Annotated in this window: 15 protein-coding genes; 10 read left to right on the top strand and 5 right to left on the bottom strand. The window is 44.1% G+C overall.

Annotation, left to right across the window (positions count from 1 at the left end):
- Positions 1-22: 22 nt before the first annotated feature.
- Entirely contained in the window at positions 23-2,746 is a 2,724-nt protein-coding gene (locus QUA23_RS15765; protein ID WP_333077171.1) for a valine--tRNA ligase, read from the bottom strand.
- A gap of 159 nt (positions 2,747-2,905) precedes the next feature.
- Between QUA23_RS15765 and QUA23_RS15760 the strand changes: the two genes are divergently transcribed.
- Positions 2,906-3,268, top strand: coding sequence for a hypothetical protein (locus QUA23_RS15760; RefSeq protein WP_333077170.1), 363 nt, complete (start codon positions 2,906-2,908; stop codon positions 3,266-3,268).
- Positions 3,269-3,521: 253 nt separating this feature from the next.
- Here the strand turns inward: QUA23_RS15760 and QUA23_RS15755 are convergent, their stop codons facing one another.
- Positions 3,522-5,174, bottom strand: coding sequence for an FAD-dependent oxidoreductase (locus QUA23_RS15755; RefSeq protein ID WP_333077169.1), 1,653 nt, complete (start codon positions 5,172-5,174; stop codon positions 3,522-3,524).
- Between the two features lie 192 nt (positions 5,175-5,366).
- Between QUA23_RS15755 and QUA23_RS15750 the strand changes: the two genes are divergently transcribed.
- The 4 genes from QUA23_RS15750 (at position 5,367) to QUA23_RS15735 (ending at position 9,121) form a co-directional block, all read left to right on the top strand.
- The gene (locus QUA23_RS15750; RefSeq protein WP_333077168.1) at positions 5,367-5,609 is read left to right on the top strand and encodes a hypothetical protein; all 243 of its coding nucleotides are present in this window, start codon (positions 5,367-5,369) and stop codon (positions 5,607-5,609) included.
- Between the two features lie 66 nt (positions 5,610-5,675).
- Positions 5,676-6,011, top strand: a complete 336-nt coding sequence (locus QUA23_RS15745; RefSeq protein ID WP_333077167.1) for a PIN domain-containing protein — start codon at positions 5,676-5,678, stop codon at positions 6,009-6,011.
- Positions 6,012-6,209: 198 nt separating this feature from the next.
- Positions 6,210-7,883 (top strand): AAA family ATPase, encoded by a 1,674-nt coding sequence (locus QUA23_RS15740; RefSeq protein WP_333077166.1) that lies wholly within the window; start codon positions 6,210-6,212, stop codon positions 7,881-7,883.
- A gap of 47 nt (positions 7,884-7,930) precedes the next feature.
- The gene (locus tag QUA23_RS15735; RefSeq protein WP_333077164.1) at positions 7,931-9,121 is read left to right on the top strand and encodes a 5-methylcytosine restriction system specificity protein McrC; all 1,191 of its coding nucleotides are present in this window, start codon (positions 7,931-7,933) and stop codon (positions 9,119-9,121) included.
- A gap of 82 nt (positions 9,122-9,203) precedes the next feature.
- Here QUA23_RS15735 and QUA23_RS15730 read toward each other — a convergent pair whose 3' ends face one another.
- Entirely contained in the window at positions 9,204-10,208 is a 1,005-nt protein-coding gene (locus QUA23_RS15730) for a phosphoribulokinase (protein WP_015179263.1), read from the bottom strand.
- Positions 10,209-10,795: 587 nt separating this feature from the next.
- On the opposite strand from QUA23_RS15730, the gene petH reads away from it, so the two are divergent.
- The 3 genes from petH (at position 10,796) to QUA23_RS15715 (ending at position 14,700) form a co-directional block, all read left to right on the top strand.
- On the top strand, positions 10,796-12,001 hold the full coding sequence (gene petH, locus QUA23_RS15725) for a ferredoxin--NADP reductase (RefSeq protein ID WP_333077163.1): 1,206 nt from the start codon (positions 10,796-10,798) through the stop codon (positions 11,999-12,001).
- 309 nt (positions 12,002-12,310) lie between these two features.
- Entirely contained in the window at positions 12,311-13,627 is a 1,317-nt protein-coding gene (locus QUA23_RS15720; RefSeq protein WP_333077162.1) for a homoserine dehydrogenase, read from the top strand.
- 221 nt (positions 13,628-13,848) lie between these two features.
- Positions 13,849-14,700, top strand: a complete 852-nt coding sequence (locus QUA23_RS15715) for a hypothetical protein (protein ID WP_333077161.1) — start codon at positions 13,849-13,851, stop codon at positions 14,698-14,700.
- A gap of 17 nt (positions 14,701-14,717) precedes the next feature.
- Here QUA23_RS15715 and QUA23_RS15710 read toward each other — a convergent pair whose 3' ends face one another.
- Positions 14,718-15,194: a hypothetical protein gene (locus QUA23_RS15710; protein WP_333077160.1), complete on the bottom strand. Its 477-nt coding sequence runs from the start codon at positions 15,192-15,194 to the stop codon at positions 14,718-14,720.
- Positions 15,195-15,354: 160 nt separating this feature from the next.
- Positions 15,355-16,239, bottom strand: a complete 885-nt coding sequence (locus tag QUA23_RS15705; protein ID WP_333077158.1) for a PhzF family phenazine biosynthesis protein — start codon at positions 16,237-16,239, stop codon at positions 15,355-15,357.
- A gap of 175 nt (positions 16,240-16,414) precedes the next feature.
- On the opposite strand from QUA23_RS15705, the gene QUA23_RS15700 reads away from it, so the two are divergent.
- Both QUA23_RS15700 and QUA23_RS15695 read left to right on the top strand, forming a co-directional pair.
- Positions 16,415-17,743, top strand: coding sequence for a WD40 repeat domain-containing protein (locus QUA23_RS15700; protein WP_333077157.1), 1,329 nt, complete (start codon positions 16,415-16,417; stop codon positions 17,741-17,743).
- A gap of 146 nt (positions 17,744-17,889) precedes the next feature.
- Positions 17,890-18,444 (top strand): Uma2 family endonuclease, encoded by a 555-nt coding sequence (locus QUA23_RS15695; RefSeq protein ID WP_333077156.1) that lies wholly within the window; start codon positions 17,890-17,892, stop codon positions 18,442-18,444.
- Positions 18,445-18,653 lie beyond the last annotated feature (209 nt).

Genomic DNA, 18,653 nt, shown 5'->3' with positions numbered 1-18,653 from the left:
GTCAATTCTCAACTGTCAACTCTTAAAACAACTTTAGCCGATCGCGCAAAATCTCCGCTTGTTTTTCGGCTTCCGCCAAAGCATCCCTCGCCCCCTGAACCACATCCGGAGTAGCCTTATCCACAAACTTCTGATTAGTCAAGCGCGCCGCAGTATGCTTAATTTCAGCTTCCACTTTGCTCAACTTCTTCTCTAATTTAGCACGTAAAGCAGCCAAATCCACCACCCCAGCCAGAGGAATCAATACTTGCACAGTACCGACAACCCCAGCAATTGTCTGTCCCAACTCTGCATCCAAACTAGCAGTAACTGTCAGATTTTCGACTTTTGCCAAATCCTGAATGTAAACACCTCCATCTGAGATTATTTGGCGTTCTTTCTCGCTTTCGCTTTGCAAAATCGCCGTCACCTTCACACTGGGTTTGATATCAGCATCTGCCCGCAAATTGCGAATAGTGCGAATTGTACCGAACAACAACTCAAACTGATGTTCTAATTCAGCATCAATTAGCGAGATATCAGCTTCAGGATAAGCTTGCAAAGCCAAACATTCACCATCACCTGTTTGAGTCAGAGTGTGCCAAATCTCCTCAGTAATGTGCGGCATAAAAGGATGCAGCAGTTTCAGAATCCCTTCCAACACAAAAGCAAAAGTTTGCTGTGCCACTTTCTTAGAATTTGGTTCAGCATCCTGCTGCAAGCGAGACTTGACTATCTCAATATACCAGTCACAGAAATCGCCCCAAATAAACTCATAAAGTCCCTTAGCTGCTTCTCCCAAACCGTAATTTTCCAAACAATTGCGGCTTTCTTGCACAACTTGATAATATCGAGAAAGAATCCAGCGATCGCACAATTCCAAACCAGCTTCCACAGAAGGGCTTCCCAACTGCTGCGGCGTCTGTCCCTCCAAATTCATCATCACAAACCTGGCCGCATTCCACAACTTATTCGTGAAATTCCGCGAAGCTTCCACCGATTTCGATTCATCAGTTTTGCGATCGTACTCCATGCGAATATTTTGACCGGCCCCAACCACTTCCTTAACCAAAGTGTAGCGCAAAGCATCAGTACCGTACTTGCCAATCAACAGCAGCGGGTCGATACCGTTGTTTTTACTCTTAGACATTTTCTGACCGTTTTCATCCAACACCAAACCGTGAATGTAAACAGTATCAAAAGGCATCTTTCCAGTAAAATGTCCGGCCATCATCGTCATTCTAGCAACCCAGAAAAAGATGATATCAAAACCAGTAACCAAAGTAGTTGTGGGATAGTAAAAATCCAAATCTTTAGTTTCGTCAGGCCATCCCAAAGTTGAGAAAGGCCACAAACCAGACGAAAACCAAGTATCCAATACGTCGGGATCTCTTGCTAGCTGCACGTCATTACCAAATTTAGCCGTTGCTTTTTCCTTAGCTTCAGCTTCAGTTTTCGCAACTATAAAAGGTGTTGTATCAGTAATTTCTCCTTGGGTTTCGCTAACAGCATACCAAGCCGGGATTTGGTGTCCCCACCACAATTGTCTGGAGATACACCAATCCTTCAGCTTCACCAACCAATCGCGATAAACCTTTGTCCATCTGTCAGGAACAAAGACTGGTGAGTTACTTTGATCTAATGCTTCTAAAGCGCGTTGAGAAAGAGGGTCGATCTTCACAAACCATTGAGTAGATATCAACGGTTCGACCGGAACTTTGCCGCGTTCGCTGTAGGGAACAGTATGCTTGTAATCTTCTATTTTAACCAAAACCCCGTCACTTTCTAACCGCTGCACCACATTTTTTCGGGCAACAAATCGGTCTTGTCCCTGGAACTCTCCGGCATTTTCATTTAAAGTGCCGTCCTTATTCATGATGTTAATAAACGGCAAATTGTGACGCTTACCCATCTCGAAGTCATTCGGATCGTGGGCGGGTGTCACCTTGACACAACCAGTTCCGAAAGTCGGATCGACAAACTCATCAGCAATGATTGGGATTTCGCGATTCACGATCGGCAAAGTCACAGTTTGACCGATAAGATGCTTGTAGCGATCGTCCTGTGGATTCACCGCCACCCCTGTATCGCCCAACATCGTTTCCGGCCGAGTCGTCGCCACCTCCAAATAACCAGAACCATCCGTCAAAGGATAGCGGAAATGCCACAAATGCCCGTCAACTTCCTGCTGGTCTACCTCCAAATCCGACACAGCAGACTGACTCGCCGGACACCAATTCACCAAGTAATTGCCGCGATAAATCAGCCCCTCATCGTACAGACGGACAAACGCTTCTAAAACCGCAGCGGATAAGCCTTCATCCATCGTAAAGCGTTCGCGCGACCAATCAACAGACACGCCCAAACTGCGTAATTGATTAGTAATAGTATTGCCCGATTCCACTTTCCACTCCCAGGCCCGTTCCAAAAATTTTTCTCGACCTAAATCGTGGCGAGTTTTGCCTTGTGCTTTGAGTTGCTTTTCGAGAATAGTTTGAACTGCGATGCTAGCATGATCCGTTCCCGGCAACCACAGCGTATTGCGTCCAGTCATGCGGTGATAGCGGACGAGGACATCAATCAGCGTCTCTTCAAAAGCGTGTCCCATGTGGAGACTGCCTGTCACGTTGGGCGGCGGGATGACGACGCAGTAAGGTTCGCCGCCTTTTTCGGGGTCAGCTTTGAAGGTTTGGTTGTCTTCCCAGTATTTTTGCCACTTGGCTTCGGTGGCTTGGGGGTCGTATTGGGGGGGTAGGTTTGCGGTCATGGTGGCTTGAGAGTTTGATCTTATTTAAGATTGTGCCACAGGAGAGGGAGGAGAAGATGTTTGAACCGCATCCGCGTCAGAGACAGAGGGAATAGCGATATTCAGGGCGGGGCGGGTTTACGTTAAAATGAAGGTAAAATTAAAAGGTTTGATGGCATTATGAATGTAGCTGCACTTCGACATCAAATCGATCGATGGCTCGATCGACTCTCTCCAGAACATCTGGCATTAGTTGCGAGTTTTATAGAGTTTCTAAGCCAAAAGCAACGTCAGGGGGTAATCATTTCGCAAAATAATCTGCCAGAGGTTTTCTCAGCAGAAATCCAAGAGATGCCTCCTGCTAATTCTTTTAGTATTCCAGAACCCTCAGAAATTGACGGAGAGGGCCAATCTAAAGCAGCGCTTATACAAGATTTTCGGCAAGCTTGGCACGAAGCCATAACTGGGCAAACCATTTCGGTTGCTCAAATGTGGGAAGGAATTGAAGAGGTTTCTACATCTTCAGTGGTAAAATCCTTTTAATATCTTATTTGACAGAAATCCCTAATCCAAAACCCGCATTCTCTCGGAGAAAGCCACGATTTTGCAGACAAACCGATTTTCTTTTTGCCTTAGTCCTACTGGTAAAACAACTGGCAATAATTAAGGATCGCAATGAATAACAGATATCAACCTCCAGGAATTGCGTTTTTTGTTCTCAAACTCAAACAAAAGTTTGTAGTTTGTAGGCGGGGTTGAAAATAGTATAGCAACACGGGCGACAGCTATATCTCGATTACTTCACCTCCTTATAATCAACTCCATAACTCGTATCTCTCCCCGACAAATACGTAGTTTTCCCGGTTAAAGTCTCCAGAGTTTTTTTCGTTTCAGCCGAAGTAATCGAATTCAGAGGTACGCCGAACTTGCTAGCCAAGGCAGCCGCCACGCCCACACCTTGTCCTTGATAAATATTCACTGTCGCAATTCGCCCGACGGATACAGCCATACCCACATAACCGGACGATCGCCCGACAATTGCTAAATTCTTGACTTTGCTAGCTAAAGCGCTTTCTATCCCGAAATTATAGACTGGCAGCGGCGGAATTCTCGCAGATAAATTCTTGACTCCGCCTCGCATATCGAAATCGTAGGAAAAACTGCCGATCGACTTTTCGGGTACTGTTCCCCCTTTGATAATCTCCTGCCCCGTCAGCGGATCTACCACATCGCGAACGTTCAAAGTTTGCCTGATATAAATTTCGTCTGGAAGAAATACTCTCACATCTTTACCAGACTTCTTTTGTAGCCAGTATTGGAGATGTGACATTTCTTTAATCATTTCAGGAGTCGGTTTTCTGCCGTTAGCTTCCATCTTCATGATTTGGTGAACTTGGTATTTAAACAGAAACCCGTTCCAGGACAGCACATTTCTGTTATAAACGCAGACATTGCCTTTATCAAAAAAGAATCCTTTATTTTGACTGAATGGCAGATTTCTGTCTATGTGATACGCTGCACCTATAGCTACACTTCTGATGTCGTAGCCGTCTGTATATGGCTGATAAATCGTACTCCAGAAATTCCTCATCCAGAATTTTGTACTAGCCGGATCTTTAGATTTCATAATGCTTTCTTTAATCTTTTTTACCAAAGACCTGTTGTAAAGAATTTCATCTTCTATTCTGCGGAACTCGGACATCGTTATACCTGTAATTCTTGGAACTATAGATACAGCTAAAGTTTCATTTTTGGATTTTATATTTTGAGATTCATATCCTGTATAATAAGATAACCCTGCTTTTCTTGCCAATTCGGCGTCTTGAGTTACGTCAATAAAAGAGTTAGCTTTAATTATGAGATTGCTGCCTTTTACTTCGGCATATTCAATTTTTTTATCTACGACGCGGGGAGTAAGAGTTGAGTTGGAAATAACTTTGATTCCGGCTGCTGAAAGCATCTGTTTGAGAGCTCTATCTGCCTTTTTTGGGTCTAAGCAAGATTCGGGCGCATCCGCTTTATCTAAGAATTCCTTAAAACATTGCGCGTAAGGTTGGCGATACCAACCGGGGATTTTATCTACATCGATGTAAGCTAAACCGCCGCGGGTGAGTAAGCCGCCCAAAGGAGCACTTCCGTAGTTCGATCGCACGATCGCAACTTTGCCCTTTGCGCCTAAAGTTTTCTTAGCCCATATCGCCGCACATATCCCCGGTACTTCATCACCATATACTACTACATCAAACTTTTGCTCCGGTGATTTTTTGCGAACTACCGGAGGCGGGCTGCTGGATTTTTGCTGCTGAGTTCCAGCGTCTAAGGTAGCACTTGCTGGGTCTCTATTTGCGATATAATTTTCTATCTCTCTGAAAGCCGGATAATTAAGTAAAAGTTTTAGGGCGGCAAAGATGATTGCAATTGAAGCTAATTTCTTAAAAGTAGAGAGCATTCAGTTGACTCGTTTGTAAATTTGCATTACCTGAAAGCGCAGTTCAGGGTTGACGGAATTGAATATAGCACGTTTAGATAATTTCAACACAAGTTTAACTTTTCCGGGAAGCGTGGTAAACGAATCTTCTCAACCCAAACCTGGTGATGCTGTCCTTGGCAGCCAAAATGCTACAATTACATCAATCACAAATTGAAACATAAAAACATGACTTTTGAGGCGGTTTTAAATCTTGTTAAGCACTTGTCTCTCGCCGAAAAGTTACGATTGATTAAGTGGATAGTTCCTGAAATAGAACGAGAATTAGTTGTTCGGCCCGCTCCCCGCAAATCGTTGTGGGGTTTATGTGCTGAGTTGGGAATTGCACCTTCTGCCACTGATATAGATGAAGCTCGCAGCGAAGAATGGGCGAATTTCCCAAGGGATGATTTCTAATGCTTCGTGTTGTAGCTGATACTCATGCTGTAATCTGGTATATATTTGCCTAGAAAGCGACTTTCAGTGACTGCTAGAACGACAATAGAACAGATAGCTGCCGAAGGAAATCAGGTGGCTTTTTCATCAATTACATTAGCAGAAATTGTCTATCTGAGCGAGAGAGGGCGGATTAATTCAACTACTCTCGATCTATTATTGAGAGAAGTTGAGAGCGATGATGCCTTATTGGTTGAAATTCCTTTCGATCGCAATATAGCTTTGACTTTAAGGCAACTTGACCGATCGCAAATTCCCGATATACCCGATCGCATTATTGCTGCTACTGCTTTGTATCTTAATGTACCCGTTATTAGTCGCGATCGCCGGATTCAATTATCTAGTATAGACACAATTTGGTAAATCTGAGTCACTCGGCGCAAGTTTAAATTTTCCGGGAACTGTTGTTAGCGGTTTTGCCAGTGTTACTGGTTTGGCAGGGCTATTGATGAGAGTAAGGATGGGGAGTGCGATCGTATTTCAGATATCTGGTGTCGAGAAGGGCGATCGGCTACAATAATTTAAGAACAACAATTGAGTCACCTTAAACATACAGAAAAAATGGAAAAAGTTTTTGTACATCCTGAATGTCCTTTTTCAGTAGAGACATTTAACCTATTATCAAAAAAATATGCAGGTCAAAGCCCTGATTTTTACATAGCACACACAAAAGATAGATTAAAATATGTAGAAGAGCCATTAAACTATATTTTAAGCCAGGTAGAAGAGCAGTTGCCTGATTTTATCAAAGAATATATAAATATCAAATATGAGGGCTTTGGATCTCGTACTGCAATAGGTGATTTGAAACCGACAGGCTACAGTATAGTTTTTTATTTAAAAAATATCATTTCTACTGGGCGTTGTATAAGTCGTGCTCAGTTAATGCTGAATCTTGAAAACCAGAAATTAACGTTGGGGTTTTATTCCCAAACTGACAATTTTGAGGTGTTGAAAAAAAAACGCATCTACCCTTATATATTTCATAAAAATCTAATCGAACCCCTTACACGTTATCACCTTCCAAATAATTATAGCTTCTCTTTGACTCAGCAAACAACTGATTTTAAATTTAACAAGTGGGATTGTGATTCCATAATTGCACCCGAAAAGAATTTCCATGGACTATTAATAGATATAATTTGTTCAGATGATCCTGATATTATATTGTCTGGACTTAAAATAAAAGATACTAAAATTCAGATTGAAACATCACTTAAATCACAAGAACTATTAAGATATTCTGCTAAAAAAATAATTATAAAAATAGCACAAGCATTTAAAAAACTATTCCCATTATTTTTTATATTTAATTTTTACGATGACAACAAGTATTTTACTCCAATTATTCTAGGTGAATATTTTTCAGTATATGAAAAAGAATTTAATCCAGTGTATCAACTAGAACAAATTTCACAAACTACTGGTCTTAAAACAACCCAACTAACCCAATGGATACACACCATTAACCGCAAAGGCCAAACCATCATCCAAGGCCCGCCCGGAACAGGAAAAACCTTCCTTGCCCAACAACTCGCCCAACACTTAATAAGCGACGGTGACGGTTTCTCAGACATTATCCAATTTCATCCAGCTTATACTTATGAAGACTTTATTCAAGGCATCCGTCCCCAAAGTCAAAATGGGCAATTAACTTATCCAATAGTTCCCGGTAGGTTCCTTGAATTTTGCGAAAAAGCCGAAGTCTGTGAAGACATTTGTGTTCTCATTATTGATGAAATTAATCGCGCAAATTTATCTCAAGTCTTTGGCGAATTAATGTATCTCCTAGATGACCGACAAAACACAAAACGCTCTATTACACTAGCCAGCGGTACACCCTTTAAAATTCCTACAAATGTCCGCATTATCGGCACAATGAATACAGCAGACCGTTCTATTGCCTTAGTCGATAATGCACTCCGTCGCCGCTTCGCATTCATTCCCGTCGAGCCAAACCTTGAAGTCCTGCGACAGTATCACCAAAGAGAGAAAACAGGTTTTCCAGTTAATAAATTAATTAGTATTCTAAAAATATTAAATAAAGATGAGATTAAAAACAAACACTATGAACTAGGCATCTCTTTCTTTTTGACTAACCCATTAAATGAAAATATTATAAAAGATATTTGGCAAATGGAAATTGAGCCATATCTAGAAGAATACTTCTTTAATGACCCGGCAACAATGAATAAGTTTATATGGGATAAAATCAAGGAAGAATTGGGCTATTGATAATCTAACGCTACACTTATTACCCAAAACACGGCTTTACAGCATCTATGAAACGAGAATCACCCCCCATCGAACTGACAGAATATGAATTACGAATTTTAGATCGAGACTTAATCCCCGAATCAGTAGGAAAAAAAATACACCATAATTATGCCAAGGAAATCGAGATAGAATTTCCCAACCCTAAAACACAAGATAAATGGCACTTAAAATCTAAAGGCAGAGTTGGCAACATTCCCATCTCTCCAGAATTTCACATTGCCATCCGCCCCAAGGTTCCCATAAAGGACCTCTTCGGAATGATTGACTATGCCTACAACCTTAAGATAAAATTTCCCCAAGGCTCGATTCAGTGCCAATCTTTAGAACAAAGTTACGAGAGATTAGCTAACATTCTTGCCCAAAAAATTCTAGAACGCTGTCGCAAAGGATTATATCGCGATTACTTATCCAAAACCGAAAGACTCGCCTACATTCGCGGTCGCGTCGATTTGCGATCAGCCCTGCAAAAACCTTGGGATGTTAAACTCAAATGCCACTACAACGAACAAACAGGCGACATCGAAGATAATCAAATACTCGCTTGGACACTTTTCATCATTGGCCGCAGCGGTTTGTGCGGTGAATCTGTTTCATCCACTGTGCGAAAAGCCTTTCACGCACTCCAAGGATTTGTCACATTAAAACCTTTTAAATCAGAAGCTTGTATTGATAGAAATTATCACCGTTTAAATCAAGATTATCAACTTTTACACGCCTTATGTCGATTCTTTTTAGATAACACAGGGCCTAGTCACGAAACAGGCGATCGCGAAATGTTCCCTTTTCTGATAGACATGGCTAAGTTATATGAACAATTTGTCGCTGAATGGCTCAAAGCAAATACACCAAAACGCTTTAATGTCAAACCACAATACCTAGTTAAACATGACAAAAATTATTTCGATGAGATTGACTTAATTATACGCGATATTGAAACAAATGAAATCCTGTACGTCCTCGATACAAAATACAAAGCTCCCAATAAAGTAGACAATACGGATCGTAATCAAGTAGTTACCTACGCAACGCTACTAAACTGTAAAAATGCAATTCTCATCTACCCTCAAACTCTCAAAGAGCTCGACCAACAAATTGGCGATATCCGAGTTCGCAGTCTAACTTTTTCCCTAGATAGCGACCTGCATGAAGCCGGAAAAACCTTCTTAACCTCTCTACTTCCAAACACCTTCCCCTAACTCTACTCTGCGCCCTCTGCGGTTCATTTCTCCACAAAAAAAGAGGCGCAATTGCGCCTCCCAAATCTTTCATGTCTGCGTTTTAAACACTAACAGCCACTTTCGCTTCCTTTGCAGTCAACTTCTCGTAAGTCGCCCGCATCTTCAATCCGACTAACACTTGGAACAAACCAGTACCATTGTTGGAACCAGGATATTCGCGGTGCTGAAGCAACAGGTGAGTTAACTCGCCTTCATACTTCGTAGAAGTCTTGCTCAAATGGCTTTCGATGTAAATAACTTCTTCGAGATTCTCGAATTGACCATCTACTTCCAAAATCGAGACTTCGTGACCGTAGAAAGCATCGGGCCCGTAGTACATCTTAATTCCGGGATAAGAACAAGTCAGCTTGCGGCCGCAAGGAACCCAGTTAATTGTTGAACCTTCGTCAAACAAATACGCAGGCTCAAAATTGGCGATGCCTTCGCGCTGGATCATCTGCACGCGCAGAACTTTCCGCTCTTTGTCATCTTTGATCAAGTTGGTCGGCAATACTTGAATTACCACATCAGCATATTGCTTTTGCGGGTCGATGTAGGCGGTAAAATCGGGTTTGCGAGCATTGATCGCAAACAGCACGTCTTCGTAACGGTGGCCCCGTTCCGCCATGTCGCGCTGGATTTTCCAAGCAATTTTTACCTCGTCGCTGATGTCGAGGTAGACGCTGAAGTCGAGGAGCGATCGAACTCGCTCGTCGTACAGGGGATGCAGCCCCTCAATCACAATCACGTGATTCGGCTCTACCCTTTCGGGCGGGTCGATCATACCGGTTTCGTGGTTGTAGATCGGCTTGTCGATCGCGTGACCTTCTTTGAGCGCCTTCATTTGCTCGGCCATCAGGTCAAAATTGTTGGCTCTGGGGTCAAGGGCAGTAATCCCTGTTTCCTTGCGCTGCTTGCGATCGAGACTGTGATAGTCGTCGAGGCAGATTACAGTCACGAAATCTTCCCCGAATAAATCTGTCAATCGGCGTAAAAAAGTAGATTTTCCGCATCCGGAATCTCCGGCAACGCCAATTAAAACCACGCGATCCGGCTTACTGGTCATAGTTTCCCTCTAACAAAATCACTGTTTACTAACTAACTCAAGTCTAGATTCCACAAAATTTCAGCCCGCAGGTAGCCGCAAGCAGGCTTTGTGCTGCTTTGCTACCCCGAGAGGATCGAGTTCTCACCAGCATACAGCAGTGAGTTGACTGCCTGCCCGGAAAGACCCAAGCAATCTTCAAGGCAAGTAATTAATACTAACTTTAGCGGTTAATCTTACCAGAATGCGTCCGCCCCCTACAAGCTCAACCTCATTAAACTGCTCGAATCTTCCTTTCTCTGGTGGGGCGCTCCCCAAATCAGAAGGACTTATCGGGGCAGATCCCCCGATCGGGTAAAATATTGGCAGTACGCAGACAACAATAGCTATAGGTCAACAGCCGAACGCAATAGGGCTCGGTGAGCGCGGCGTTCGGCTAGTAGGGATTTGATACGCGAGCGATCGCAACTTCAACCTTCCCGCCGGCGTGGCGAGGCCCAAAAATTGGCGCGGCCAATTAGTCCCGATGGCCTTAAGAAAAAAGTAAATTGAGTCTAACGTCACATTCTCTTTCTTTATAACTCTGTATCGTGAAGGAAAATCAACCAATGTACAGCCCAAGCATATCTGGTGTGGCGGCCAACTCAGAATCAGGCAGCCGCATCTTTGTTTACGAAGTGGAGGGTATGCGTCAGAGCCAAGCAACTGACCAAATAAGTAACCCGATTCGCCGTAGCGGCAGCGTATTTATCTCCGTGCCGTACGATCGCATGAATCAGGAAATGCGTAGAATTGCTCGCATGGGTGGAAGAATTGTCAGCATCCGCCCCTCAAACAGCGCTCCCGAAACAAATGGCAAAGTCGCACCAGAAGCAGGGCTACAGAGTCAGAAATCTGGAGAAGAAACTAAGCCCATGACTCAAGCCAAGGAAAAAGTTCAGGTTCCTGTTAACCTCTACAAACCGGCCAATCCCTATATTGGTAAGTGCATTTCTACAGAAGAATTGGTCAGAGAAGGCGGCGAGGGTACAGTCCGTCACGTCAAATTTGACATTTCTGGAGGCAATTTGCACTATCTCGAAGGTCAAAGTATCGGGATTATTCCCGATGGCACGGATAAAAACGGCAAACCTCACAAAATTCGGCTGTATTCGATCGCCTCCACCCGTCACGGAGACGATGTAGACGACAAAACAGTCTCTCTGTGCGTCCGCCGCCTAGAGTACAAAAGCCCAGAAACCGGTGAAAAAGTCTTTGGTGTTTGTTCAACTTTTCTCACCGGTTTGCAACCTGGAGATGATGTCAAAATCACCGGCCCCGTAGGCAAAGAAATGCTGTTGCCCGACGACGAGGAAGCCACCGTGATTATGATGGGTACCGGTACGGGTATTGCTCCTTTCCGGGCTTATTTGTGGCGGATGTTTAAAGAAAACAACCCCGATTACAAATTCAGAGGTTTAGCTTGGTTGTTCTTTGGAGTTGCTTACACTCCCAACATTCTTTATAAGGAAGAGTTGGAGCAATTGCAGCGCGAGTTCCCCGATAATTTCCGCTTGACTTATGCAATTAGCCGCGAGCAAAAGAATGCTGACGGCGGCAAGATGTACATTCAAAACCGGATTCAAGAGAACGCAGACCAATTGTGGGAATTGGTTCAAAAGCCGAATACTCACACTTATATCTGCGGTTTGAAGGGTATGGAAGGCGGAATTGATGAGGGAATGTCGGCCGCGGCTGGCAAGTACGGCGTTGACTGGGCTGCCTATCAAAAACAGTTGAAGAAAGAGCACCGTTGGCACGTTGAAACTTATTAATGTGTTACCTGATTTAATCTGATTTGTAGGGTGGGCTGGGCTCGCCCTACAATTGTTTTTATGGCAATTGTATCCGACTTGTAATATCATTTCCGGTTACAGCGGAATGATGTTGACGGTTCAGTGTTCACTGTCAACAGTGAACACTGAACCGTCAACAGTGAATAGTGAACTCGAATTTACTATTCGGATGCTAACGGATTTGATATAAGGTAGGGAATGCGTACCCTACAATACTATTTTCATTGATCCGGTACGCCAATAGCCTACAATGGTTGTGGCTTAATTGAGTTTCTACGGGTCAAAGTCGTGGCTTTCAAAATTGGTTTGTTAGGTTTGGGTACAGTTGGCGCGGGAACAGCAGAGATTTTGCTCTCCCCAGACGGCCGCCATCCGCTGTTGCAGGAATTGGAAATCTATCGGGTGGGAGTGCGCGATATTTCTCGAACTCGGTCTTTACAATTGCCAGAAAATGTGCTGACAACTGACCTAGAAGCGATCGCAACTGACCCGGAAATTGATATTGTAGTAGAACTGATTGGCGGATTGGAACCGGCGCGATCGCTCATTCTGCAAGCTATTGCCAGCGGCAAGCACGTCGTCACTGCCAACAAAGCAGTTATCGCCCGCTACGGGAATGAAATCTTCGAGGCCGCCAACAAAAAAGGCGTTTACGTAATGCTAGAAGCTGCTGTCGGCGGCGGCATTCCGGTCATTCAAAGCCTCAAACAATCTTTAGGTGCAAACCGCATTCAAACTGTCACCGGCATTGTCAACGGCACAACTAATTACATCCTGACGCGGATGCAAACAGAAGGCGCAGACTTTGCCGAAGTGCTCGCCGACGCTCAGCAATTAGGTTATGCTGAAGCTGACCCCACAGCAGATGTAGATGGATTAGATGCTGCCGATAAAATTGCTATTTTAGCCTCGCTAGCTTTTGGCGGACGCATCAAATTAGCAGATGTTCACTGCGAAGGTATTAGAAAAGTTAGTGCGGCTGATATTAACTACGCCGACAAGCTGGGATTTGTGATTAAATTGTTGGCTATTGCTCAAGAAACCTCCCGCTACAATGGCAAGCAAGCGGAGGCCGAAAGCGAACTGCTATCAATTCGAGTGCATCCTACTTTTGTGCCAAAAACTCATCCGCTGGCGAGTGTCAACGGGGTTTACAATGCAATTTTAGTCGAAGGAGAGCCGATCGGGCAATTGATGCTGTACGGGCGCGGCGCCGGTGCAGGCCCAACAGCTAGCGCCGTAGTATCTGACATAATGAATGTGGCGGCAATCCTGAAAACCGAAACTGTTCCGATTCCCCATCCTTTGCTGAGTTGCAGTCACCAACACTACTGCAAAATTGCTCCGATGCAGGAACTTGTTACTCGCTTTTACGCCCGTTTTCTGACGCGCGATACTCCGGGGGTAATTGGCAAACTCGGCACTTGTTTCGGCAACCACAAAGTTAGTTTGGAATCTGTTGTGCAGACGGGAATTCGCGGCGATTTAGCAGAAATTGTCGTCGTGACTCACGATGTTAGGGAAGGTAATTTTCAACAAGCACTCGATGAAATTCGCGCGCTGGAAGCAGTCGATAGTATTGCTAGCACGTTGCGAGTTTTGTAAAAGTGATTTGCTAAGGGCGGGCGGGTTTAACATACAATATTTGTTAATAATTGACAATATCTAAAACTCGCCCTATCACTCCCCCAACGGTAAATGTCATGTAGATTTTTGCTATCTGATACAAGTAAAAGTTAATTTAGATTATTCGTTGTCCGGTGGCGGGTTTATGTAGATGTTTTGTACTTATTAAATATTGTTGGGAACACCCGCCCTACCAGATAATGAAAAAAACAGAATTTGATTTTGTCGATCGCCAAACGGGAAGGCACTTGCTAGATTCCCTGTATGAAAAGTTTGCCAAACCCCAACTGCACGATACTTTTAAACCCAATAATCCTTCAATTTACATTCGACACGAGGAAGGGCAAGTTATTGATGGAAATTATATCATAAAAAAAGTGTTTGAAGACTCTCGCACTGGTTTTTATGCTGAAAGTCGCCTCCCCATTTCTGGCAATAATCCGCCTGTTTTAGTAATTCGCGGATACGGTTCTTGGTATCCTTTCGAGCGCGTTTTGGAAGATACGCCCGATGTATTTATGGCCAAACTAGAACGCCAGTTAAAATCGGCGCAAACTGTGGGTGTTATTGATTGGATAAAGCAGCAATTTCACAGCGGGAATCCGCCGGATGTCATCGGAGAAAGTTTGGGCGGCAAAGTTGCTCAGCAAATAGCAGCAAAATACCCGGATTATATTAGATCGACTGTAACTTTTAATTCTTTGGGGCTTTCGGAAAAGTTAGCTCAAACTTCCACCGCTAACAATGTTTTTCACTATTTTACTTTAGGCGAAAGGTATGCTTTCTGGGCAAATCAAGGCGATTACATACCGGGAACGATTTTTGTGATTTCCCAGAAAGGCCACAACTGTTGTTATAAAATCGAAGAGGCGATCGTCCGAATGGCGCGTTTTGAAGGCAAGTTTCTCAAAAGACGCGCGATTGTGGCAATATTGGCTCAGTGGCTTTTGCTAAACAGACACAATGCGATCGTCCTCAACAAGCGGCGGCCAGTAGTCGTTCAGATCGATCGCACTCAATTGCAAATTTTCCGAAAAAAGCGCTTTGTCTAAACTCAGACACAATTGCTTCAGGCCGCAGATGGCTGATTTTCCCGCGCTGCGACTGCCAGAAGCAGACAAAGTGCTGCGATCGCTTTTTCCCATTCTTGCTTTACAGCGGTGGGTTGAACTTTATCAAAGGCGCTAACTAAACGAGGGATCGCTCGTTCTAATGCCTGTCTGGGAATTGATTTGTGCAGATCGACTAAACGAGTTAAACTTTCTTGATTCTTCAAAAAACCGACTACCCATTTCGTAGTATGATCGGGACTCTCAGGGACGTTTTTAATTCCTAGTTCTGTTTGCAACCAGTCGTAAAAAGGCGGCAGCTTTTGAGCTAAAACAGTTCCTGCTGTTGGCAAAGTTTCTTTGAGTAAAGCAGTATCGAGACTTCCTAATAATTGATTGAATTCCGGTGAATCGAGCAAGCTGGTTAATGGCAGTGAAAGCAGGGCTTCAGAAGCGTCAGGGGATACATTTAAAGTCCGCGAAAATGTTTGCAGCATTGGAAAGTCTCTGGTAGTGATGACTTTTTTAGCCTAACAATCACGCGAATCAATGAATATGAGCTACCTCATATTAGCAAAATTGTAAGATATCGATCGCCAAAGAAGCCTCTAAATCTAGCTGCGTCCCTCTGCGGTTAATAATTTGCCATTAAATATTCTACACAAATTCTCCCTTAGCAACCATCACCACCTTACCACCCACCAAAACTGTTATTTCCCCTTCATTCTTAGCGGCTTGTAACAACAGCAAAGAAGGCCGATCGATTTCATAACCCTGCTCAACTCTGACATCAATCTTTGCTGACCCATAATAATCATGTTCTACCAAATATCCCGCCAAGCAGCCGTTAGCACTGCCAGTCGCCGGATCTTCTGGAATTCCTAATGAATGGGCAAAAACTCGCACGCTTAAATCATTAATGTCGCTGTAAGTTTCTGGGCAAAATATTAAAATTTCTTTCGCTTCCATTGTATTAACTAGCTCAAAATATTTATCTAAGTTGACTTGAGCTTTTTTGAGCGAGGCGAGAGTTTTTAACGGTACAATAATAAACGGCACTCCGGTCGAAACTTCTTGAATTGGGAAGTTGGCATCAATTTCATCGGGTTGTAAATTCAAGACATTTGCCAGAGTCTCGGCTGATAAAACTTGACCAAAACTAGGCGCGTTTTGTCGCATCCATAAAATATCGGCCGATTCATTGTGATAATTAAAAGTGACGGGGATTTGACCGACGGCTAGATTGAGAATTACTCGATCGACCTTTTCGCGAATAATCTCTTGCTGCAACACAAACGCAGTGCCTAAAGTCGGATGACCGGCAAAGGGCAATTCCTTCTTGGGCGTGAATATCCGCACGTCATAGCCACCATCTCGCGGATCGGGCGAGCGAATAAACGTAGTTTCTGAATAATTGATTTCCCTCGCTATCAGCAGCATTTGGTCCTCAGATAGTTCGGCAACTTCAGCCCCGCAAAATACAGCGAGTTGATTGCCAGCATATTTTGACTCCGCAAACACGTCAACTATATAAAAATTCATAATTATGCCTTTGGTAAAAGTCGATAATTGATATTTTACATCCAGCGTTACAAAGCAGATTTATTTTATCGATCGAGTCACTGCAACGATTTGGCGCAGTTAAAAGAATCGCTTAAAATTGGAAATATTTAATAGAAACAGCGATTTGTAATAATTTGTTGCGGGATTTATACGGATGAGTGAGTTTAAACAACAGTTGGGGAAAATGCCGTGGCAAAAACGGCTTGATACTTTGGAAACTCTGCCAAGGCATTTAGTAGAGAGTGCGGCATGGGAACGACTGTACCAGTTGTTAACTGATTTCGATTTTATTGAGGCAAAACTGGATGAGTTGGGAGTACAAGCGTTAATTGAGGATTACGATTTACCGATCAATTCTAATATGTGGCTGTCGCAGGAGCAAAGTGAAACACTGAAATTGATTCAGGGAGCCATTCGCGAGTCAGCGCACATTTTGATTCATGATAAAACGCAATTAGCAGGGCAATTATTGGGGAGATTGCTAGATTGTGAAATAGCTGAGCTTCAGGGGATGTTGGAACAGGTCAAGCAGTGGAAAGATAGTCCTTGGCTGCGACCTTTGAGGGCTAATTTATGGCCGCCGGGGCAAGGATGTGTGCGATTATTGATCGCGGGTCATAGGTTCTGGGTATTGGGAGTCGCGATCGCACCCGATGGCCTGACAGCAATTTCGGCTTCATGGGATAAAAGCCTCAGACTCTGGGACACCGAGACAGGTAGAGAACTTCAAACCCTCACCGGTCATACTAAGCCTGTATTGGGAGTCGCGATCGCACCAGAGGGCAAACGAGCGATTTCGGCTTCACTCGATTGTACGCTAAAAATCTGGGACACCGAGACAGGCAGAGAACTGAGAACTCTCACCGGTCATACTAAAGGAGTAAAAGCAGTGGCGATCGCACCCGATGGCCTCACAGCGATTTCCGCTTCACAAGATGAAACTCTGAAAACCTGGGATTTGCTCAGTGGCACCGAACTTACAACCCTCACCGGTCATACTGACAAGGTAACAGCAGTGGCGATCGCACCCGATGGCCGCACAGCGATTTCCACTTCAGTGGATCGAACCCTAAAAATCTGGGACACCGAGACAGCCAGAGAACTGATAACCCTCACCGGTCATACTGACAAGGTAACAGCAGTGGCGATCGCACCCGATGGCCGCACAGCGATTTCCGCTTCACGGGATCGCACCCTCAAAATCTGGGACACAAACAGCGGTAGGGAACTGAGAACTCTCACCGGTCATAGTGGGGGGGTAAATGCAGTGGCGATCGCCCCTAACGGCCTGATAGCGGTTTCCGGTTCATTGGATCGCAACCTCAAAATCTGGGATCTGCTTAGCGGCAAAGAAATTGCTAGTTTCAGCGGAGGTAGTGTGTTTGGCTGTGCGATCGCCCCTGATGGGGTGACAGTGGTAGCGGGCGATCGATCGGGCCAGGTGCATTTCCTGAGATTGGAGGGAGTTAGCGGCGGGGGATAGGAGTTTTAAGCGCGATCGAGTCTTCAAGCGGCTTTCGTCGGGTTTTGTTTGACAAGACGCGGTTTCAACCGCCCGGCGCGAGCGAAAAAATTCGTTTCATAGGCGATCGCGTATAAAATCAGAATAAAAACATAGGAGTAATCGCTGTGAGTGTCACGACTGTAAAATGGACGGTTGCAGACTACCACCGCATCATTGCAGCCGGCATTCTGGAAGGGCGAAATGCTGAATTAATAGATGGAGAAATAATCGAAATAGCTCCCGAAGGAGAATCTCATGCTTACTCTAGCGATGAGGCTGGAGAGTACCTAATTTTTTTGCTGGGCGATCGAGCTAAAATCCGCCAAGGTAAACCGATTATCTTGCCACCAAGCAACTCCGAGCCACAACCCGATATCGCTGTAATTCAACGTTTGGGACAAGATTATCGAGAACATCATCCCTATCCAGAAAACATCTTTTGGCTGATAGAATACTCGGATTATACTCTTAGCAAAGACTTGGAAATCAAGAGCAAGATTTACGCGGAGGCCGGCATTTCTGAGTATTGGGTTGTCAATTTGCGAACTATGGAATTAATAGTATTTCGAGAGCCTACCAATGAAGGATATCAATCGAGAGAAACTCTGACTCAGGGTAATATTAATCCGCTGGCTTTTCCTGATATTGCAGTTTGGGTCGCTCGAATATTAGGGGCTTAGCTAAATAGGCTCAAGGGGTGACAAGGAGGCTGCAAATCAGGTAGAATAAGGGTTTTAGCCAATCGTAATCCCCAAAAATTGGGGGTCGCTGCGACCCCCACACAAAATATATGTTCCCTCAATTATACCAAAAAGTTTTCGAGACGCATCTAAATCCTCGCCAGTATCTAACGCTACAATTGTTAGTGTTAATGTTACAAAGCTATCGA

Source organism: Microcoleus sp. Pol1C5, from assembly GCF_036701115.1.
In the GTDB taxonomy this organism is placed as follows: domain Bacteria; phylum Cyanobacteriota; class Cyanobacteriia; order Cyanobacteriales; family Microcoleaceae; genus Microcoleus.
The sequence above is the reverse complement of the archived record's forward strand: the minus strand, read 5'-3'. Positions and strand labels throughout refer to the sequence as shown.